Annotated in this window: 15 protein-coding genes, 3 pseudogenes and 1 other annotated feature; of the genes and pseudogenes, 13 read left to right on the top strand and 5 right to left on the bottom strand. The window is 58.4% G+C overall.

From position 1 onward, the window contains the following. Positions 1–5: 5 nt before the first annotated feature. Positions 6–1,228 (bottom strand): IS3-like element IS51 family transposase gene (locus AC4ANE_RS14320; protein WP_095178853.1). Its coding sequence is split into 2 segments (ribosomal slippage): positions 6–943 and positions 943–1,228, totalling 1,224 coding nucleotides; the frame shifts between segments, so codons are not numbered across the junction. Beyond that, positions 834–950, bottom strand: a sequence feature (AL1L pseudoknot). Its footprint overlaps the gene before it by 117 nt. Positions 1,229–1,275: 47 nt before the next feature. Here AC4ANE_RS14320 and AC4ANE_RS14325 point away from each other — a divergent pair. Next, positions 1,276–1,926: pseudogene (locus AC4ANE_RS14325) on the top strand (IS3 family transposase); the annotation flags it as partial. Positions 1,927–2,020: 94 nt separating this feature from the next. On the opposite strand, the gene yghX reads toward AC4ANE_RS14325, so the two are convergent. Next, positions 2,021–2,908, bottom strand: coding sequence for a YghX family hydrolase (gene yghX / locus AC4ANE_RS14330; protein WP_002553728.1), 888 nt, complete (start codon positions 2,906–2,908; stop codon positions 2,021–2,023). Between the two features lie 402 nt (positions 2,909–3,310). On the opposite strand from yghX, the gene AC4ANE_RS14335 reads away from it, so the two are divergent. From AC4ANE_RS14335 to AC4ANE_RS14365, 7 genes and pseudogenes are all read left to right on the top strand, one after another. Further along, positions 3,311–4,366 (top strand): GGDEF domain-containing protein, encoded by a 1,056-nt coding sequence (locus tag AC4ANE_RS14335; protein ID WP_002553729.1) that lies wholly within the window; start codon positions 3,311–3,313, stop codon positions 4,364–4,366. Between the two features lie 108 nt (positions 4,367–4,474). Then, positions 4,475–5,425 (top strand): LysR family transcriptional regulator, encoded by a 951-nt coding sequence (locus AC4ANE_RS14340; RefSeq protein WP_002553730.1) that lies wholly within the window; start codon positions 4,475–4,477, stop codon positions 5,423–5,425. Positions 5,426–5,666: 241 nt separating this feature from the next. Further along, a pseudogene (locus AC4ANE_RS14345) lies at positions 5,667–7,110 on the top strand (NAD(P)-binding domain-containing protein). Continuing rightward, positions 7,107–8,081 (top strand): ABC transporter permease, encoded by a 975-nt coding sequence (locus AC4ANE_RS14350; protein ID WP_002553733.1) that lies wholly within the window; start codon positions 7,107–7,109, stop codon positions 8,079–8,081. Before AC4ANE_RS14345 ends, AC4ANE_RS14350 begins: the two are co-directional and overlap by 4 nt. Next, on the top strand, positions 8,078–8,998 hold the full coding sequence (locus tag AC4ANE_RS14355) for an ABC transporter permease (protein ID WP_031596326.1): 921 nt from the start codon (positions 8,078–8,080) through the stop codon (positions 8,996–8,998). The genes AC4ANE_RS14350 and AC4ANE_RS14355 overlap by 4 nt, the downstream gene beginning before the upstream one ends. Continuing rightward, a complete protein-coding gene (locus AC4ANE_RS14360; protein WP_002553736.1) occupies positions 8,995–9,993 on the top strand; it encodes an ABC transporter ATP-binding protein in 999 nt (332 codons plus the stop codon). Before AC4ANE_RS14355 ends, AC4ANE_RS14360 begins: the two co-directional genes overlap by 4 nt. After that, positions 9,983–11,007: pseudogene (locus AC4ANE_RS14365) on the top strand (ABC transporter ATP-binding protein). Before AC4ANE_RS14360 ends, AC4ANE_RS14365 begins: the two are co-directional and overlap by 11 nt. A gap of 75 nt (positions 11,008–11,082) precedes the next feature. Here the strand turns inward: AC4ANE_RS14365 and AC4ANE_RS14370 are convergent. The 3 genes from AC4ANE_RS14370 to AC4ANE_RS14380 all read right to left on the bottom strand — a co-directional run bounded on the left by AC4ANE_RS14370 (position 11,083) and on the right by AC4ANE_RS14380 (position 15,641). Further along, positions 11,083–11,496, bottom strand: coding sequence for a hypothetical protein (locus AC4ANE_RS14370; RefSeq protein WP_460408367.1), 414 nt, complete (start codon positions 11,494–11,496; stop codon positions 11,083–11,085). 68 nt (positions 11,497–11,564) lie between these two features. Then, positions 11,565–12,824: an IS256-like element ISPsy17 family transposase gene (locus AC4ANE_RS14375; RefSeq protein ID WP_054082596.1), complete on the bottom strand. Its 1,260-nt coding sequence runs from the start codon at positions 12,822–12,824 to the stop codon at positions 11,565–11,567. A 51-nt stretch (positions 12,825–12,875) separates the two neighbouring features. Continuing rightward, the gene (locus AC4ANE_RS14380; RefSeq protein WP_460408369.1) at positions 12,876–15,641 is read right to left on the bottom strand and encodes a toxin VasX; all 2,766 of its coding nucleotides are present in this window, start codon (positions 15,639–15,641) and stop codon (positions 12,876–12,878) included. 458 nt (positions 15,642–16,099) lie between these two features. On the opposite strand from AC4ANE_RS14380, the gene AC4ANE_RS14385 reads away from it, so the two are divergent. The 5 genes from AC4ANE_RS14385 to AC4ANE_RS14405 are packed head-to-tail and all read left to right on the top strand — an operon-like array spanning position 16,100 to position 21,110. Continuing rightward, positions 16,100–17,677, top strand: a complete 1,578-nt coding sequence (locus AC4ANE_RS14385; RefSeq protein ID WP_002553738.1) for an ABC transporter substrate-binding protein — start codon at positions 16,100–16,102, stop codon at positions 17,675–17,677. After that, positions 17,674–18,708, top strand: a complete 1,035-nt coding sequence (locus tag AC4ANE_RS14390; protein WP_044423760.1) for an ABC transporter permease — start codon at positions 17,674–17,676, stop codon at positions 18,706–18,708. Before AC4ANE_RS14385 ends, AC4ANE_RS14390 begins: the two co-directional genes overlap by 4 nt. Beyond that, a complete protein-coding gene (locus AC4ANE_RS14395; protein WP_002553740.1) occupies positions 18,705–19,559 on the top strand; it encodes an ABC transporter permease in 855 nt (284 codons plus the stop codon). The genes AC4ANE_RS14390 and AC4ANE_RS14395 overlap by 4 nt, the downstream gene beginning before the upstream one ends. Beyond that, positions 19,549–20,397: an ABC transporter ATP-binding protein gene (locus tag AC4ANE_RS14400; protein ID WP_002553741.1), complete on the top strand. Its 849-nt coding sequence runs from the start codon at positions 19,549–19,551 to the stop codon at positions 20,395–20,397. Before AC4ANE_RS14395 ends, AC4ANE_RS14400 begins: the two co-directional genes overlap by 11 nt. Continuing rightward, positions 20,394–21,110 carry an ABC transporter ATP-binding protein gene (locus AC4ANE_RS14405; protein ID WP_002553742.1) on the top strand — a complete coding sequence of 239 codons (717 nt, stop codon included), beginning with the start codon at positions 20,394–20,396 and terminating at the stop codon, positions 21,108–21,110. The genes AC4ANE_RS14400 and AC4ANE_RS14405 overlap by 4 nt, the downstream gene beginning before the upstream one ends. Positions 21,111–21,261: the final 151 nt, after the last annotated feature.

Below are 21,261 nucleotides of genomic sequence, written 5' to 3' on the forward strand. Positions count from 1 at the left end.
TTGAGTCATGCCACCTGGGCAGACTCGGTGAGTTGCTGATAATAGATTGCTTCTGCTTCGACCGGTGGAATATGACCGATTGGCTCCAGCAGGCGGCGGTGATTGAACCAGTCCACCCATTTCAGGGTTTCCAGCTCCACCGCCCCCCGTGTGGGCCAAGAGCGTCGATGAATCACTTCAGCCTTGTAAAGACCATTGATGGTCTCAGCCAAAGCATTGTCGTAAGAGTCACCGACACTCCCGACCGATGGCTCAATACCGGCTTCGACAAGACGCTCGGTATAGCGAATGGACACGTACTGCACGCCACGGTCACTGTGGTGAATGAGTCCACCCTGCTTGACTGGGCGACGGGCGTAAAGGGCTTGCTCCAGTGCATCGAGTACAAAATCGGTACGCGCTGAACTGGACACCTTCCAACCGACGATGAATCGGGCAAAGACATCAATGATGAAGGCCACGTAAACAAAACCCTGCCAGGTACTGACGTAGGTAAAGTCCGATACCCATAGGGCGTTCGGGCACTCAGCCACAAACTGACGGTTGACATGATCCTGCGGGCACGGCCTGGCTTGGTCGCTGACCGTCGTCTTGACGGGCTTGCCGCGTACCACGCCTTGCAGGCCCAGCTCTCCCATCAGACGTTGCACCGTACAGCGGGCGACTTGCAGTCCGTCACGCAGCAATTGTCGCCAGACCTTGCGCACGCCATATACCTGGAAGTGCTCATCCCAGACTCGCTGGATGTGCTCACCCAGTTCCTGGTCACGCTGCGCACGCGCTGACTGCTGGCTGGGGTCAGCCTGCTGAGCAGCGTACCGGTAGTACGTCGACGGGGCGATTGGCAACACCTTGCAAATCGGCTCGACCCCGTAAGACTGGCGGTTTTCATCAATAAACGTCTTCATCGTTTGAATGGGCGGTCGAGCTCCGCCTGGGCAAAATAGGCTGAGGCCTTACGCAAGATCTCGTTAGCTTGACGCAACTGACGGTTCTCACGCTCCAAGAGCTTGACTCGCTCACGTTCGACTGTGCTCAGCCCATCACGCTGGCCGCTGTTGCGCTCAGATTGGCGAACCCACAGCCGTAATGTCTCGGGCGTGCAGCCGATCTTGGGGGCAATGGCACTGATGGTGGCCCACTGCGACTCGTACTCAGGAAGGTGTTCGAAAACCATCCTGATGGCCCGCTCACGGACCTCTGGGGAATACTTCGGTAGTTTTTTCATCGCTCCATCCTCTCAAAGGTTGGAGTCTCCGAGAAACCCGGGGCGGTTCAGTCATTCGCACTGCAGGTATTTTGGTCAACAAGAAGGTTGTAGAACGACTGATGGCAGAACTGGGCCTGCGATCAGTGGTGCGCCCCAAAAAATACCGCTCCTATAAGGGCGTAATCGGAACCATTGCGCCGAATTTGCTGGAGCGCAATTTCAGCGCGCAACGCCCGAACCAGAAGTGGGTGACCGATGTGACTGAGTTCAAGGTAGGCAATCGAAAGCTGTATCTCTCACCCGTGATGGACTTGTACAACGGTGAAATCGTGGCGTATGAAGTGTCGACAAGGCCGAGCTTTGAGCTGGTCACCAGCATGCTGGACAAGGCGCTTCAGCAGTTGCAGGACGAGCCGAAGCTTGTGATGCACTCGGACCAGGGCTGGCAGTATCAACACGCGCAGTATCGCCATAAGCTATCGGTACGAGGCGTCAAACAAAGCATGTCCCGTAAGGGCAACTGCCTGGACAATGCGGCAATGGAAAGCTTTTTCGGTACACTGAAATCCGAGTTTTTCTACCTGAAACAGTTTGAAAGCATCGATGAGTTGAAAGCAGGTCTGGATGAGTACATCCACTACTACAACCATGACCGCATCAAGCTGAAGCTCAACGGCCAAAGCCCCGTAAAATACAGGGCTCAGGCGGCAAGCTAAAACCGTCCAACTTTTGGGGGGCAGTTCACCTGCGTGGGAATGCCTTGCGTGATGCTGCGTGTCACAGATCCGTGCCGCGCCGTTCGGCCAGAACTTAAACCAGGTATTTGTTGAACCACCCCAATGTGCGGTCCCAGGCCAGTTTGGCCGCGGCTTCGTCGTAACGCGGGGTGGAGTCATTGTGGAAGCCGTGGTTGGCACCCGGATAAATGTACGTTTCGTACGTCTTGCCCGCAGCTTTCAAGGCTTTTTCATAAGCCGGCCAGCCTTCGTTGATGCGGGTGTCCAGTTCGCCGTAGTGAATCATGACCGGCGCCTTGATCTTCGCCACGTCTTCGACGTTGGGCTGGCGGCCATAGAACGATACGGCAGCGCCCAGTTCCGGGTACGCCACGGCTGCAGCATTGGCCACGCCGCCGCCATAACAGAAACCGGTGATGCCGACCTTGCCGGTGCTCGCGTCATGCTTCATCAGCCACTCGATGGCAGCGAAGAAATCGTTCATGAGCTTTTCCGGGTTAACGGTCTGCTGAAGCTCCCGGCCCTTGTCGTCATTGCCAGGATAGCCGCCGACCGAGGACAGGCCATCAGGTGCCAGCGCGATGAAACCGGCTTTGGCCACACGGCGGGCAACGTCTTCGATATAGGGGTTCAAACCGCGGTTTTCATGCACCACGACCACTGCCGGTACTTTGCCGGTGGCTTTTGCCGGGCGTACCAGATAGCCACGAACCTGACCATGCCCCTTGGGTGAGGGATAGGACACATACTCGGCAACGATATCCGGATCGGTGAATTCCACCTGTTCGGCCAGCGCGTAGTTGGGGCTGAGGGAAGCGAGCAGCGCGCTGGCGGTCAGGCCGCCGAAGGTGAACAACGCAGCACGATCGAGAAACTCGCGTCGATTGATCCGGCCGTGCGCGTAGTAGTCGTAAAGCTCAAGCAATTCAGGGGCAAAGTCTTTTGCAGTGAGACGTTCCATCAGTACGCTTCCTTCTGAATCATACAGGGCTGCCTGCGTGTTGGCGGGCTGATGGGCGCAGCGCGATCAACACAATGTCCGGTCCCGATAGTATTTCCAGAACACCGGGATCGCTACTGCAAATTGAAAAAAAGCCGTCATCCCTTACCGATCTCGCCAACGAGCCTGATGTGCAGGCCCGTGCCTGCTGCCAGTGGTTCAGGAAAATCAGGCATCTAATTGCACTACTTGCCATCAGTGATGTCCATTTGACTCCTTCGGCACATGCCACGGCGTTTGCGCTGTGCAAAACAACATATTATCGAGCCGCCGTATCAAGCAGCGTCGGTTCAGGCCGACAACACATCATGATCTTCACCCCACGCTCATGGTCATATTCCACCTGCATTTCGAGATAACGTGATGATGACCCTCCCGACGGAAGACCGCACCCAGCTATTCAAGGACACGGCTATCCAGTTCTGGAAACACATCACTCCGATCGTGTATGTCGCGCTGGGCATTCACTGTGTCTTGCTGATGGTGTTCCTGGGGCTGGGCATGAAGGTCCTGTGGGTAGCGAACATCGTCAGCACGCTGCTCTACATCAACTGCCTTTACCTGATCCGCAGACAGCGCTATCGCCAGGCCGGACAGCTGATGTGTCTGGAAATCATCGGCCATGCACTGCTCGCGACATGGGAGTTGGGCTGGGAAAGCAACTTCAGCTTCTACCTGTTCTGCGTGATCCCGATCATTGCCTTTACCTTTCAACTGGTCGCTATCAGACGCATTGCCTATAGCCTGGCGATACTCCTGTCGCTGGTCGGATGCTTCGCCTTTCGCCGGCACATGGGCCAGGAATCAGGCCTTAGCCAGAACGTGCTTGATGCGTTCGGTATCGTCAATGCGCTGGTGGCCACTGTCCTGTCGATTTATGCCACCGCACTCTCGGTACGTTTCACGTCGTCGATGCAACTGAGCCTGTTTCATATTGCCAACCGCGACAGCCTGACCAATCTTTATACGCGCAGGAGAGTCCTGCATCGCATACGCGAGCTGGAGGCAAGGCGTCAGGGGTTCTCGGCTTCACTGATCCTGCTCGACATCGATCATTTCAAACAGATCAATGATCTTCACGGGCATGAGACCGGTGACGCGGTGTTGCAGCGGGTGGCCGAAGTCATCAGTTCAAGCGTGCGCAACAGCGATATGGCTGCCCGTTGGGGCGGTGAGGAGTTTTTGGTGCTGATGCCGGACACCGCGCCCGATGATGCGCTGCGGGTGGCGGAGCGCATCTGGCGGCGTATTGCTGAAGAGGCCGGTCAGATCGATGAACGCAGCATTGCGGTCACCGCAACCCTTGCCATGGCAACCCTTGCCGCGGGCGAGACCTTTCAGATAACCCTCAATCGTGCCGACACGTCGCTTTATCTGGGCAAACAGCAAGGCCGAAACCGGGTAATGATCGCCGGGTGAGGTGTTCATTCACCCAGTGCTCCATCAGCGTGTAGACTTTCGCGCTTTGAACAGAGGGCGCATTGCGTCGCGCTTCCTCATTGGCTATGTATCGATCAAGGCATGCTTATGGATTTGCGTCAGCTCGAAGCCTTCGCGGCGGTCATGTCGGCAGGCAGTGTCACTGCTGCCGGGAAAATGCTTGGCCGTTCTCAGCCATCGGTTACACGGGCTATTCAGGAGCTTGAGCAGGAATTGGGCTTTGCCTTGTTCGAGCGCAGCGGGCCGAAGGTCACGCCTACCCACAAGGCGTTCATGATGTATGGCGAAGTGGAGAGCGCGCTGCTGGGCGTGCGGAATATCCGCCAACGTGCGCAGCATATTGCCCAGGAAGAAAATCACCAGATCAAGCTGGTGGCGATCTCGGCCCTGGCGGCTGGCTTGCTGCCTACGGCCTTGTCGCGATTGCCTGAACATCTGCGTCCGCAACAGATCCAGTTGCAGAGCATGTCCCCGGAGAATGTGGTTCAGGCCGTGTTGTCGAAAACCATGGACCTGGGCGCGGTAAGCCTGCCGCTGGAGCATCGCGGCCTGGAAATCCACTGGATCGGCGAAGCGCCTTGCGTGGCGGTATTGCCTGCCGATTCTGCGCTGGCCACCCATGAAGTGCTGTCGATGGAGCTGCTGCGTCAGCAAACGCTGATCACCATGGCCAACCCGTATCGCTTTCGTCGACGCATCGACAAGGCGTTTCAGGACGCGGGCGGTCAGCCGCCGCGCATGCTTGACACCAATACGTCCCTGATCGCCATGCAAATGGCCAGAGTCGGGCTGGGCATTGCGCTGGTCGATCCGTTCACCGCTATCGGCGTGCCGTTGCAAGGTGTAGTGGTCCGGCCGATCGCCTGCAACATCCCGTTTTTCTTCGGTCTGATTTCAGCCTTCGCCAGCCCGTTGTCCGATGTGGCAAGCGCGCTGATCGATGAGATTGCCGACAGCGCAAAAACCCTGTTGCCGGCAATGATCATGCACGAAGCCAGCGCGCACGATGCCCTGTTGCAGAGCATTTATGCCGAGTGAGCGTAAGGTGCAATGCGTGTCGTGACGCTCCACGGCACCGCACGCAGAGCCCGTTAAAATTCCATTCAGGAATATCAATATGCTTTTTTTGCGCATTGCGAGAATAAAAAGCGCCTCTTACTATTCGAATTAAGCATTCAAAGGCTTAAAGAATTCATTTAATGCGACATTGGAATGATTCTTGAAGTGTTTGAGTCACTGCTTGGGCTTGTGGCCCGAACATTTTTTCGAGTACCGATCAATGTCAGATGTAAATGCACCCGCTGGTCTGGCGGCCCTGGAAGCTCGTTTGCAGCAGGATCTGGTCTGGCTGGACCTGCCCGCCAGGCCCTGGGTCAAAGCCAGGGTGAGCGCCGGGCAGGCAGTGCTTGATGTGGCGATCATCGGCGGTGGCATGGCCGGTCTTGCTCTGGCCGCAGAACTGCGCAACCTCGGCGTGGCGGCGGTGATTTTCGATCAGTCCCCGGCCGGTTTCGAAGGCCCTTGGGCAACCACCGCGCGAATGGAAACCCTGCGTTCGCCAAAGCAACTGACCGGACCGGCGCTGGGGCTGCCGGCGCTGACGTTCCGCGCCTGGTACGAAGCGCAATTCGGTATCGACGGCTGGGCATTACTGGACAAGATTCCACGCCTGCAATGGGCCGAATACTTGCGTTGGTATCGCAAGGTGCTGGCGCTGGACGTACGCAACGAACACCGGGTGAGCCGGGTCGCACCCAGAGCGGACGGCCTGATCGAACTGGATATCGTGACGCCTGTGCAAACGCAATTCCTGCTGGCCCGGCATGCGGTGCTCGCCACGGGCCGTGACGGTCTGGGCGGCCCCTGGGTGCCGGATTTTGCCCGGCAGTTGCCGGAGCATTTGTGGACGCATTCGGCGGCGGGCCTGCAGGATGGCTGGTTCACCGGCAAACGTGTGGCAGTCATTGGCGGTGGCGCATCGGCCATGGACAGCGCCGCCACTGCGCTTGAAGCGGGCGCAACGCGGGTTGACCTGCTCATCCGGCGCGCCGAGCTGCCTCGCATCAACAAAGGCAAGGGGGTCGGTAACCCGGGCATGGTTCACGGTTATTGGCGCCTGCCGGATATCTGGAAATGGCGCATTCGCCACTACCTGAACACTCAGCAAGTGCCACCGCCACGCTTCTGGTTCGGGCAAAGCCCGCTTCATGCTCGACAGCCCGGTGCTTTCAGTCGAACAGAACCCGGCTGGCGGCGTGTGGCTGAACACGCCCAAAGCGCGTATCGAGGCCGATTTTGTGGTGTTTGCCACCGGGTTTCGTACCGACTTCCGGCAGCGCCCTGAATTTGCCCCGTTTTCGTCGCAGATTCGCGTCTGGCAGGATCGTTTCGAAGCGCCGCAAGGCGAAACCGACAGCGAACTGGCGGTGCTGCCGGATTTGGGCAATTGTTTCGAGTTTCAGGAAAAGACCCCCGGCGCCTGTCCGGGGCTGAACCATATCCATTGCTTCAGTTACCCGGCAGCGCTGAGCTATGGCGCGGTGTCCGGGGATATTCCTGCCATCAGCGAAGGCTCCAAGCGTCTGGCCCATGCCTTGGTCGGGCAGCTGTTCAATGAGGACATCGCGCTGCATTTCGACACCATGCTCGATTACGCCGAACCGGAGCTGCTGGGCGATGAGTGGGTGGCCAGCCAGCCGACCGCCGAAGAGCTGCGCCAATGATCGGCTGGGCGTTGCGCAGGCTCACTCAGTCGTTGCTGGTCATTCTGTTGATGACCGTGGTGGTGTTCGTCGGCCTCAACGCCATCGGTAATCCGATGGATATTCTGGTTGGTGAAGACCTCAATCAGGCCGAACGTCTGCAGGCCATCGCTCATCTGGGGCTGGATCAGCCGCTGTGGCAGCAGTACCTGATTTTTCTCAAAGGCGCGGTTCACGGCAATCTTGGGCAAAGTTTTGTGTACCACGAAGATGCAATGCGCCTGATTCTGCAGCGCTTGCCCGCGACCTTTGAGCTGGCGTTCAGCGCCTTGTTTCTGGCCGTAGTCATCGGTGTGCCGTTGGGCATGTTCGCTGGTATGTACCCCGAGCACCCGCTTTCCCGGCTGATGATGGCGGCCAGCATCGTCGGTTTTTCGCTGCCGGCGTTCTGGGTGGCATTGATGATGATCATGCTGTTCTCGATCACGCTGGGCTGGCTGCCGGCCAGCGGTCGGGGCGAAACCCGTGAATGGCTGGGTGTGCAATGGTCATGGCTGACGCTGGACGGTTTGCAACATCTGCTACTGCCTGCGCTGAACCTGGCGCTGTTCAAGATTTCGCTGGTGCTGCGCCTGACCCGTGCCGGAGTGCGTGAGGTGCTGCCTCAGGAATTCGTCAAATTCGCCCGGGCCAAGGGCCTTTCGCCGATGCGTGTGATGTGCATGCACGTCATGCGCAACACCATGATCCCGGTGGTGACGGTGCTGGCCATGGAACTGGGTTCGACTATCGCCTACGCCGTGGTAACCGAGAGCATTTTTGCCTGGCCCGGTGCCGGCAAGCTGATCCTCGACAGCATCAACATGCTTGATCGCCCGGTGGTGGTCGCTTACCTGATGGTGGTCGTGGTGATTTTCGTGGTGCTCAACCTGATCGTGGATGGCCTGTATTACCTGCTGGACCCACGCGTACGCATCGAGGCCTCCCGATGAATGTCATTGAAAAAGCCCCGATCGGCAGCACGCTGTTGCAGGCTCAATCGCCATGGCGGCGGGTGCTGACCGAGTTCTTCAGCTCACCGACTGCGGTGACAGGCCTGATGGTCCTTTTGGTCATTGTGCTGGTGGCTGTCCTGGCATCCTGGATCGTGGTGCAGAACCCCTACGACCTGATGCAGCTCAACGTGATGGATGCGCGAATGCCGCCAGGCAGCCTCAATATGGACAGCGGCTATACCTATTGGCTGGGCACCGACGGACAGGGTCGCGATCTGGTCTCGGCGATTATCTATGGCCTGCGCATCAGCCTGTGGGTCGGCATTGGCTCGGCGCTGATTGCGGCAGTGATCGGCACGTTGTTGGGGCTTGTATCTGCGTATGTCGGCGGCTGGGTCGATGCCTTGCTGATGCGTCTGGTCGACTTGCTGCTGTCATTCCCGGTCATTCTCATGGCGCTGATGATTCTCGCCTGGCTGGGCAAGGGCGTCGGCAACGTGATGCTTACCCTGATAGTGCTTGAATGGGCCTATTACGCCCGTACAGCGCGTGGTCAGGCGCTAACCGAAAGCCGTCGCGAATACGTCGATGCAGCGCGCGGGCAGGGCGTTGGTCCGCTGCGCATTGTGATCGGCCACATTCTGCCCAACTGCCTGCCGCCGCTGATCGTGATCGGCGCGCTGCAAATCGCCCGCGCCATTACCCTGGAAGCGACCCTGTCGTTTCTCGGTCTGGGTGTGCCGGTGACCGAGCCTTCACTGGGGCTGCTGATTGCCAACGGCTTTCAGTACATGCTCAGTAATGAATACTGGATCAGCCTGTTTCCGGGGCTGGCACTGTTGATCACCATTGTGGCGATCAATCTGGTCGGTGACCGTCTGCGTGATGTTCTCAACCCGAGGTTGCAGCGATGAGCCAGCCTGAGGTGTCAGCACAGCCAACCCTTGATGTGCGTGGCCTGTGCACTTCGTTCCATACCCGCGCAGGCGTGCTGCCAGCGGTGCGTGATGTGTCCTTGAGCGTGCAGCCGGGGCGTATTCTCGGCCTGGTTGGTGAGTCGGGTTCGGGCAAATCGGTCACCGGGTTTTCGATTCTCGGCCTTGTCGATGAGCCAGGGCGCATCAGTGGCGGGCAGGTGCTGTTCAAAGGGCGTGATCTGACCAAACTGTCTGCCTCGCAACTGCGCGGCATTCAGGGCAACCGGGTGGCGATGATTTTTCAGGACCCGATGATGACCCTCAACCCGGTGCTGCGGGTCGACACGCAAATGATCGAAGCGGTGCGCGCGCATAGCCCGCTCGGCAGGCGAGAGGCCCGTGAGCATGCCAGTCGTACTCTGGCGCTGATGGGCATCGCCAGCCCTGAAGAACGCCTGCGCGCCTACCCGCATCAACTGTCTGGCGGCATGCGCCAGCGAGTGGCGATTGCCATCGCGCTGCTGCACGCCCCGGACCTGATCATTGCCGATGAGCCAACCACTGCGCTGGACGTCACCATTCAGGCGCAAATTCTCAGTGAGGTGCAGAAGCTGGTACGTGAGCAGGGCACCTCACTGATCTGGATCACCCATGATCTTTCCGTGATTGCCGGGCTGGCTGATGACGTGGCAGTGATGTACGCCGGACGCATTGTCGAACAAGGCCCGGTCGCCGAGGTGCTGGATCGCCCGCAACATCCTTATACACAGGGGCTGATCGACAGCCTGCCAAGTCGCAACAAGCGTGGCCAGCGCCTGCGTCAGATACCCGGCATGGCGCCGGACCTTCTGTCTATGCCTGCCGGCTGCGCCTTTGCGGCGCGCTGCTCCAGAGCGTCGCAGATATGTGTACAGAGCGACCCCGAACCCCACGAGGCGGGACCGCGCCAGACGGTTCGCTGCTTTCATCCGGGAGCTGCCGATGCCCAGTGATCTGATTCCCCTTATCGAGCTGCACCAGGTCAGCAAGACCTTCGGCAAACCGGTGGCCGAACACTCTCTTCAAGGACTGCTGCAGCGACTGCACCTGACACGTCCGAAACCGGTGACCCATGCTGTGGATCGAGTCGATCTGCGGATCATGCGTGGCGAAGTGGTCGGGCTGGTGGGCGAGTCGGGCTGTGGCAAATCGACCCTTGGGCGCATGGTCGCTGGGCTGCTGCCGGTCTCGTCAGGTGTCGCATCGGTGGACGGCAAGCCGCTCGACAGCCTGACGACGCAGGAGCGCAAGGCGCTGCGCCTGAAAGTACAGATGATTTTTCAGGACCCGTCGTCAAGCCTCAACCCGCGCCTGAGGGTCGACCGTATCGTCGGGGAGGGCGCGCTGCTGCATGGCCTGACCGACCGCAAAGGGGCTGATGATTACGTCAGTGCCCAGTTGCAACGTGCCGGGCTCAGCCCGCAGTTGCGCCAGCGCTATCCGCATCAATTCAGTGGCGGTCAGCGTCAGCGCATCGGCATTGCCCGTGCACTGGCGGTGCACTGGCGGTGCAGCCGGAACTGTTGGTATGCGACGAGTCGGTAGCAGCGCTGGACGTGTCGATTCAGGCCCAGATCCTCAATCTGTTCATGGACCTGCGCGACGAACTGGGGCTGACCTATCTGTTTATCAGCCATGACCTGGGCGTGGTCGAGCACCTGTGCGACCGCGTGGTCGTGATGTATCTGGGCCGTGTGGTCGAGACGGCATCGGTCGATGACCTGTTTGCGCGTGCCAATCCCCCGTATACCCAGGCCCTGCTGGCGCAGATCCCGCGCTTTGATATCCGCAGTACCTGTTATGACGCGATCCAAGGGGAAATCCCCAGCCCGCTGAACCCGCCAACCGGGTGTCATTTCCACCCTCGCTGTCCGCACGCCATGGCGCGCTGCCGCGAGGAAGTTCCAGCGCTGAGGGAGGTTTCGCCGAACCACCAGAGCGCGTGCCATTTGAATGATCAACGCTGAACGAGCGCCTGAAGCTCGTCACCCTCTGCCATTGCGTACAAGGAATCACCCATGAAACCACTCGTTCGTTCGTTGTTAGCCGTTGGCCAACCATGATTCCAGCGCCGTTGAACTCAGCAAGATGACCAGGCCTACGCCCACTCCGACCAACAGTAATGCGGCCCAACCCAAAGCGGTGAGATTAAGAAGAGTTACAGCCGCCCCGAACAAGGTTCCCAGCGAACCTGCTAGACCACCTAGAGATATCAGCAAATATCCGTACAGCGCTTTATCGTTCCATTGCCATGCTTGCCACGCATCTATTGCATTCACTGCGGATAGAGTTACTCCGGAAACAAAAATACCTATTATCCGACCCGTCACTGAATGAATGAGTTTTTTGGCTAGCAACTCACCAAAGAAAATCGCTGTCTTTTTTGAATTGATGTTGAATAAAGTTTTCCGTCCTAAAGAAAATAATATTTTTTGACTGGCCAGCTTGACCGCCAAGGCCTCGGGGAGTATCAGTTTTTTTGTGTTCGGGCTGGTTAGGGCCTGCCGTCAGGCAGGCCCTTGTTTTACCAGCTCGGTCTGGTAAATCGGTCTCCGTACAGGATCGCAAATTGATTCATTGCCACTTTCCAGTCGTGTGCCGCATGACCCCAGTTGGCGGTGATGTTGCGCAACCCAAGCCATATCAGTTTCGTCGCGGCCTCATCGGTCGGGAAGTGCCCTCGAGTCTTGATGATCTTGCGTAACTGGGCATTGATGCTCTCGATGGCATTGGTCGTGTAAACCACTTTGCGGATGCCCGCCGGGAAAACAAAAAACGGTATAACCCGATCCCAGGCGCGACGCCATGCAGCAACCACAGTCGGATACTGCTTGCCCCAGGGGCCCGCTTCAAAGGCGTTAAGCTCTTGCTCAGCCACATCTGCATTGATCGCCTGGTAGATCGGCTTGAGTGCTTTGGCCAGTGCCCGACGTTTATCCCAAGCGGCATAGTCCAAGCTGTTGCGGATCAGATGCACGATGCAGGTTTGCAGCGTCGTGGCAGGAAAAACCGCCCCCAACGCCTCCGGTATTCCTTTGAGGCCATCCGTGACGGCGATCAGAACATCTTCAACGCCACGAGTCTTGAGGTCGTTGAACACCTTCATCCAAAACTTGGCACCCTCGGTGCTCTCGATCCATATACCCAGAATGTCGCGCGTGCCATCAGGTAATACCCCCAGCGCCAGATAAATAGCCTTGTTGCACACTAACCCCTCGTCCCGGATTTTGACCCGTAACGCATCGAAGAAGATCACCGGATACATCGGTTCCAAGGGTCGTTGCTGCCAAGTGCCCACCTCTTCCATGACCGCATCGGTGACTGAGCTGATGAAGTCATGGGACACGTTAGTTCCATACTGCTCAGATAGAAAAGCGCGGATCTCACGCACCGTCATGCCCCGGGCGTACATGGCAATTATCTTGTCGTCGAAGCCTGTAAAACGTCGTTCGTGCTTGGGAATCAGGATCGGGGCGAAGCTACCATCGCGGTCTCTGGGGATATCCAGGCGAAGCGGCCCGTCGTCGGTCAGAACCGTCTTGCTGCTTTTGCCATTACGCTGATTGGTCGACTCCTCAGGGCGCTCCGCGCCCTGAGGGTAACCAAGGTGGTGACCCAGCTCGGCGCCTAGCGCACGCTCGATCAGAGCCTTCTTGAACGCCATGGACGCGTCTTGAATGGCTTCGGCGCTCATCGGGCCTTTAACAAACTGCTCGATCAGCTCTTGGGGAATCGAGGGCAACTCCCTCGCTGTTGCATTGGCGGACTTCTTTTTGGTCGGCATACATGCACCTCTAGCTACATGTTATGCCCGAACACAAAATTTCTGACAGTCTCAGGCCTCGGCCGCAATTGCTAAATCCAATAAGGCTCCTCCCAATCCCGCGCCGGCTCTCAGAAATCCTTTTTCGCGTATTGACTGCGCAAATGCCTCACTCTCCGAACTCACATTCCAAACCTCCAACATCAACACCGCCAGACAAAACGGTGTCGACCCCAGCACCCGATAAGCCGCCTTGTTCTTCTCCGAATCCAGTCCCTCTATCGCCTCGCTCAACCCGCTCTTCGCCCGAATATGACCCCGTTCAGCATCACCCACCGCACCGGCCGCCTCACGAGCTTTTTTAAGCGTTCGGTTCATGTCGCCGACCACCTGCGCGGTTTTGTGGCCGCGGGGAATCACCAGTACCAGATGGTCGCCCTTGGGCAGGCGGGTAGAAGAGGGATGCGGTGGGGCGATGTCGCCGAAGGGCGTTCCGTCGGGTCTCAGGTATTCGCCGTAACGTGTTTTTGGCAGCGACTCTCTGCCAGGCAGGTCTTCCAGGCCGAACACGTAGTGTTGTGGGGTGGCCTGATTGCGCCGGATCAGGAAAGCAGCACCAAAATGCTCGGGCATCATGCTGCGCAGTTGTTGTACGCCTCGGCCCTGGCGGTTGACGTTGATCTTGTCAGTGTTTGCGCCGAGTCGTTCTTGCATCTGGGCCAGTCGGTCGTTTGCCGACCGGACGTTGGCATTGGCGCTGTTTGCATTACCTTTGGCTGACGCAAGAGTCTGGCTGGCTTTGGCGACGGCGTTCGCAGCGCCATCTGCGGCGCTTTGCAGGTTTTCAAAGATCCCGACCAGCGCCGCTGTTGTGGCTTTGCCGTTGTTGATCAGGAAGAAGTTCTGCAGGCTGTCGCCCGCCAGCAAGTTAGCGAGGGTGGTGGCGTCCAGTGTGACTTGGGCGATGGGGTCAGGCGCTGGCTGAGTCTCGAAACGGGCCAGTTCGGTGGCGCGAAAACGGCCGTCGCCTTTGTTCTCGTCATCTGTAACCGGCACGACATAAGGCGCGCAAGCGGTCTGTAGATCGCATTCGGGCCAGAGCATGAGGTGCAGGGGCGACGTGTCATCGCTGGCGGCCTGGTTCAAAAACTTCTGCCCAAGGCTCACGGCCTGATCCCATAGCCCAACACCTGTGACCGCATCCACCATGTCGCCACCGGGTGCCAGCGGATCGACGTTGGATGGCAGCAGCGCGAGAGTCGCCAGCGTCCGACTCAACTCATACATCGCCGCCACGTAGTCGAAACCTTCAAGGCTCAGGTGATCCGCCAGCATTTGCTCCGTGGCGCTTTGTTTAAGGCTGGCGACCAGCGCGTCCTGAGCACTGAGCATGTGCCGCCAGACCACCGCGCGCTGGACCGTGGCAGTGCATTGGTTGATCGCTCGCCTGCCAGGCTCATGCAGCTTGGCCATCGCCGCATGCAGCGGGTTTTCCTGACCGCGAATACTGCGCGGCACCACCAGTTGTTGCACCAGCAACGCGCTGGCATGGTGTAGGTGAAGAACGGCGTGTCGGGCGCACAGCGCGAACAGTTGCTGGCACGTATCGACACGTTGTCGCAGATGACGCAGTCGATAGCAGGCATCGTCCAGCAGCACGCCGCAGACCTGCCGCTGCCGCGCTTTGTCCAGCACATCGACGACACCGGCCTGCGCTTCCCAGAGCACGCCCGCATCGACGGGCTCGGCAACGTCATCGACCGGCAGACTGGCGAGCAGCGCATCGGCCATAGCGGTCATTTCCAGGTGCCTGACATCCTGCACAGCAACACCTCTGCCAGCCTGAGCGAGAAATGCCTTGGCTTCTCTGAAGGACTCGACCGGAAACTGCCCCGACAGATCACACAGATACCGCGCCGGATGATCGAGCAGCCTTTCATAACCGGGCTGGCGGGCGCGCTGCGGTGCAGCCAGGCTGACCGGAAACGCGTTGTATTGCAGATTCAGCCGGGTCGCCTTGATCGGGGCGATGAGTGCCTGGGCGACAGGGTTTTTGGCATCAAAGCCGGAAAACGCATCGAGCATCGCCTTGCCATCGGGCTTGCCCTTGTACAGGTCCGTGAAGCGCATTTTCGACCCGCTCAGATCAGGGCTGGTGCAGCGCTGATCTCTTGAAGCCGCGTCTTTTTCCAGATGCTCCAGGCGTGCCGCGCTGAGCTGTATTTCCGAGAAACACAACTGTAGCGTCTGCACGTGCCGGTTGTTCCAGAGTGCCGGCAGCCAGATGTCCTCAAGTGCCTGGCCAGTGGCCTTGCGCTCGCCCGCTAGAAACCCGCTTTGCTGACGATATCGGGCCACGTCGATGTCGTGATACGTGTTGCCGTTTTCGCTGACGTGGATCTCCAGCTCGCGCCACAGCTTCTCCTGATAAAACACATACACATAACCCCCGCGAGCCAGCACCGGTGTACCCATATCGTCCACCGTTTTCGAACCGGGCAATGCCACGAACGGTAATACCGGAACGATCTGGTTGAACTGCGCATCGGCCTGTCGCGGCGTGACTTTCGTGCCGCTGAGCAACGGCAGGCGAATCGGCTCGCCTTCAAGGGTCGCGATCTGCAGATGAAGGTGCGTGCCCTCGATGTGATCCCAGACCTTCAGGGTGCTGCTGAACAGCTCCCTTTCCAGCACTTCTGATTTGGGTGAATAGATACGGGTTCCATCAGAACCCAGCAGCAAAACCTGCTGCTGTTCCGAATGATCCTTACCCACGATCTGGACGATCAGTTTGTCCATTTCGCAGGATGGTCCAGCGCTAAGGCTGCCGTTGGTCATTGTGTGAATTCCCTGTTCTGGCGTTGGTGATCGATACCGTCGAGGCCCAGACAGAAACGGACAGTTGGGCTAGTTGAATGCCGTGAGAGCTAACAAGAACAGTGCCAAATATTTTTTATTCATATAAATCAAAAGGTTAATTTTAAATGTGATTCGAGAGTGATTTCTCAGTCGAAAATCCAATAAAAACCTGCGCGAGATTCTGCGTGCGATTACAAGATATTGCGCAACGCCGTCAAAGCGCCGCTAAGCGAGGCTCGCAAGCCCTTAAGTGATCTAAAGCGACCGCTGATTGCGCAACCTATTGCGCACCACTCCCCAAACCGCAACGCAGCCCTATCCCCGAGCGTCTCAACCCGGAAAAACGTTCTAAGTTAATGACTAAACAGTCTTTTTTATATTACCAAATGCGCTATATCGTCTGCTCCCAATAACTCAAGCTCATAAGGGAATTCACGATGCGGCGTCTGACAGCTCTGGCTATGGCAATCACAATCAGCGGTTCAGCATGGGCTGCGACGCCCCCGGATACGCTGGTGGTGGCGCGTTCAATAGACGACATTGCCAGCTTGGACCCCGCCGAAAGTTTTGAAATAACCGCGACCAACACCCTGGCTAATATCTATCAGCGCTTGCTTGAGCCAGACCGGCAGAACCCGGCCAGTCTGGTGCCTGCCCTGGCATCCAGATGGAAGGCGGGTGACGACGACAAGAGTCTGGTTTTCGAACTGCGTGACGGTGCCAGATTTGCCGCGGGCAACAGTGTTCGCCCGGAAGACGTCATTTACTCACTGAGCCGCGTGGTCAAACTGAACAAGTCACCTGCATTCATCCTGGGTGAGTTGGGCTGGACGGCGGAAAACGTCGACAGCTTCCTGACCCGGGTGGATGACCAGCATGTGAAGATTTCCTGGCCAGCAGCGGTAGGCAGTTCATTTGCGTTGAGCATTCTGTCTGCGACGCCAGTGGGCTTCATTGTCGACGCGGTAGAGGTCGGCAAGCATACGAAAGACGCTGATCTGGGCAACGGCTGGCTGAAAAATCATTCAGCCGGTACGGGTTCCTATGCGCTGCGCAGCTACGTGCCGCACGAGGCGCTGGTGCTTCAGGCCAATCCTAATGCCATCAAGGCCCCCAAGCTGAAAACAGTAATCCTCAAGAACGTCACTGACCCGGCAACCCGACGTCTTTTGGTGGTGCAGGGCGATGCTGACCTTGCGTTCGATCTGGGTGCAGACCAGTTCAGCGCTCTGGAAAAGCAGAAGGGCGTCAGTGTGCAGCGATTCCCGTCCTCAATGATCTATTACCTGGCCATCAACAGTGGCAGCACGCAGGCGCCTGCACTTAAGAACCCGGCGTTCTGGGAAGCTGCTCGCTGGCTGGTTGATTATCAGGGCATTTCCAAAGATCTGTTGAAAAACCAGTACAGCGTCCACCAGGCATTCCTCCCTGAGGGTGTCATCGGCTCGCTGGTCGACAAACCGTTCAAACTGGACGTCGATAAAGCCAAGGCCGCCTTAAAGGCGGGTGGTATTGCCGAAGGCACGAAAATCGAACTCAATGTGTTCAATCAACCTCCCTACACAGATATTGCCCAGGCGCTGCAAGCCAGTTTTGCCAAAGCCGGCATAGAGATTTCAGTGCGTCCGCTGGTAGAAAGCGAGCTACTGGCGAAAATGCGCGCCCGGGACTTTCAGCTGATCTTCACCTACTGGGGGATGGATTATCTGGATCCTCACTCCAACGCGAGCGCCTTCACTTACAACGTCGCCAACGGTCCGAAAACCATCGCCTTGCGCACTCAGTGGGATATCCCGCAACTGAGCCAGGAAACCCGCACGGCTGCTGCCGAACGTGACCCGCAAAAACGTGTTGCGCTGTATACCGACCTGCAAAAAACTGTGCAGCAAAGCTCGCCATTTGTCGTGGCGCTGCAAGGTCAGAACCAGGTCGCGGTACATGACGGCGTGCAAGGTGTGTTACAGAACATCACCGTTTCGCTGCCGTATTTTGATCAGGTGAGCAAAAGCAAGTGAGAGCAGGGGCTTCACGCAGAGTTAAAGTGGCGGCCAGCGGACTGTTGTCGTTGTCGATAACACTGATCGGCCTGTTGTTCTTCACATTCATGCTGACCACTCTATCGCCAGTCGATCCGGCGCTACGGATTGCTGGCGATCACGCCAGCGAATCGTCGCTGGCCCAGGTTCGAACCGATCTGGGCCTTGATCAACCTTGGCCAGCGCGGTTCGGTCGATATCTGAACAACCTCAGGCAGGGCGATCTAGGAGTTTCCATTACCTCCGGACAGCCCGTGCTGGAAGGTTTGAGCCGTGCGCTGCCAGCCACACTTGAGCTCGCGACCCTGGCCATTCTGCTGGGCAGTACCCTCGGCCTGTCATTGGGCCTGCTGGCAGCGTGGCGGCCGGGAGGCTGGGTTGACGGGCTGGTGCGGCTGGTCTCGCTGATTGGCTATTCAGTGCCGATCTTTTGGCTCGGTCTGCTGATGCTCCTGCTGTTCTACGCCAGGCTGGAATGGGCTGGCGGGCCAGGCCGTCTGGACGATTCGTACCTCTACGCCCTTGAATTGAGCAGTGGATTGATGTTGTGGGACACCTGGCGCTCTGGCGAAAGCGGCGCGCTGGCCAACGCCTTCAGTCATCTGGTCTTGCCTGTTCTAGTCCTGGCGTTTTACTCGATGGCAGGCATTTGCCGCATGACACGCTCCGCGCTGCTGGGAGAAATGGGCAAGGAGTACGTCGTGACTGCGCTGGCCAAGGGGGCGGGACGTGGTCGGGTGCTGTTGCGCCATGTGTTGCCGAACGTTGCCGGGACGCTGGTGGTCGTCGTTGCCCTGTCTTACGCAAGTCTGCTCGAAGGCTCGATTCTCACCGAGACGGTCTTCGCCTGGCCGGGTATCGGCCGCTACCTCACCACGGCGTTGTTTGCCGGTGACGTACCAGCGATCCTCGGTAGCACGCTGGTTATCGGACTCTGTTTTGTGGTCGTCAACGGCATCGCCGATGTGCTGGCTGGCATGATCGATCCGCGAACACGGGGGGTGTCATGAGTGTTTCCGTAGCGTTCGACAATATAGTGGCTCGCAGCGGATGGCGTCGCTCACCCGCATTACTCATCGGCGCGTCGATTATCGGGGTGCTGGTACTTGTGGCGTTGCTGGCGCCGCTGTTGAGTGGTTTTGATCCCAATACGCAGAATATTCAGGAGCGTCTGCTGCCGCCGTCTGCCACCCACTGGCTGGGCACCGATGCGTTTGGCCGGGATCTGTTCACACGCCTGCTTTACGGCACACGCCCGACCTTGCTGCTGGTAACGCTGGTATTGCTGCTGACCTTGCCCATCGGTTTGCTGGTGGGCGTTACTGCCGGCTTTTACGGCGGCTGGGCCGAGCGAATCCTGATGCGCCTGACCGACATAATCATGGCCTTTCCGCAATTGGTGCTGGCCTTGGCGTTTGTCGCAATTCTGGGGCCGGGCCTGCTCAACGGGGCACTGGCACTGTCGCTCACGGCATGGCCCGCGTATGCCCGTCAGGCAAGGGCGGAAACCAGTGTATTGCGCAACAGCGACTATCTGGCCGCAGCTCACTTGCAGGGCATACGTGGCATGCGTCTGTTGATCGGTCACGTCCTGCCGCTGTGCCTGCCTTCGGTGATCGTGCGTGTAGCACTGAACCTGGGCGGCATCATTCTGGCCGCCGCAGGGCTGGGATTTCTTGGCCTGGGTGTCGAGCCACCGACTGCGGAATGGGGCTCGATGGTTGCCGACGGCAGCCGGGTCATCTTTGATCAGTGGTGGGTCGCCGCTGCACCGGGAATCGCGATATTGCTGACGAGCCTGTCTTTCAACCTGCTGGGCGACGGTCTGCGCGATGTACTGGATCCTCGTCATGACTCATGAACAATCGCTGTTGAACGTGCAGGGCTTGCGGATCGGTTTTCCAGGCTCGGGCCCGGAACTGATCGAGGTGGTCAAGGGGATCGATTTCACTGTGGGCACTGAAAAGGTCGCGCTGGTGGGTGAGTCCGGCTCGGGCAAGTCACTCACCGCGCGTGCGTTGCTGGGGCTTGTCGCACGCCCCGGTCAGGTGACCGCCGAACACATGAGCCTGGCAGGCGATGACCTGCGCAGCCTGACGGCAAAGCAATGGCAGGGCCTGCGCGGTACTCGTCTGTCACTGGTGTTGCAGGACCCCAGGTATTCGCTCAACCCGGTGCTCAGGGTCGGCATTCAGGTTGAAGAGGCGCTGGTGCTGCATACCCGGCTGGGACGCCGTGAGCGCCGCGAAAAAGCACTCGACATGCTGGAGGCTGTAGGCTTGCCCAACCCGCTGGCGCTGTATGACAGCTACCCCCACGAACTGTCCGGCGGCATGGGGCAGCGGGTGATGCTCGCCGCGATGCTGATCAATGATCCGCGCCTTTTGATTGCCGACGAACCCACCTCGGCACTCGACAGCGGCCTGCGCGATCAGATTCTGGAGTTGATTCTGGGCCTTGTCGAACAACGCAACATGGGGTTACTGCTGATCAGTCATGATCTGCCTCTGGTGGCGAAATATTGTGACCGGGCGCTGGTCATGTACCGCGGGCGGATTGTCGACCGATGCAACGCCGCCGAACTGGCAACTGCCAGTAACCCCTACACGCAGACGCTATGGCGCTGTCAGCCCTCTGCTCTGACCTATGGTCAGGCACTTGCGACCCTTGATCGCAAACTAATGGAGGCGCTGCCATGAGCGTGGTGGATATCAATGAACTGACGGTAAGCTTCAAGCGCGGCCTGCATGCCTTTACTGCACTACAGATGGCAGAGTTGAGAATCGAACCGGGTGAATGCTTTGGCCTGATCGGCGCGTCGGGCTCTGGCAAATCGACTTTGTTGCGAGTGCTCGCCGGCCTCCAGCGCGACTGGCAGGGCAGTGTGAACCTCTTGGGGCAGCCGCTTCACGCGCAGAAAGCCTTCACGGGAACCTTGCGTCAGCAGGTGCAGATGGTGTTTCAGGACCCTTATGCGTCATTGCATCCGCTGCACCGGATCCGCCGCAGCCTGCGCGAGCCGCGGCAGATCAACGGCCTTCCTTTCGACGAGGCCAATCTGGTTGCATCGATGGAACAGGTGGGCCTGTCGGGTGACATGCTCGATCGCTACCCGCATCAACTGTCCGGCGGCCAGCGTCAGCGCGTTGCCATCGTTCGTGCGCTGCAATTGAATCCAGCACTGTTGTTGCTGGACGAACCGACCTCGGCGCTGGACATGACCGTTCAGGCGGAAATACTCAATCTTCTCCAGGCCCTGCGTCGCGACACGGGCATGACCATGATTCTGGTCAGTCACGACATGAATACCGTTGCCCATTTGTGTGACAGGGCACTGTTGATCCGCGAGGGACGTGTCGAGCGACATCTTGATCGTGCGGCACTTGGCGTATTAGCGGGGGCGAACCACTGATCGATTTCCCGGAAGAAATTTACGTCGAAAGTGGTACAAAAAAGTTACACATCGCGTTTATTTGTCGCTCGAGTGAATCACTTGTATACAGCGCAGATCAACGCGTTGCGGACCAATGACCCCGATTTTACGCAGCGGCGGCGGGCTTTTT

The organism is Pseudomonas sp. Pme6b, from assembly GCF_058129925.1.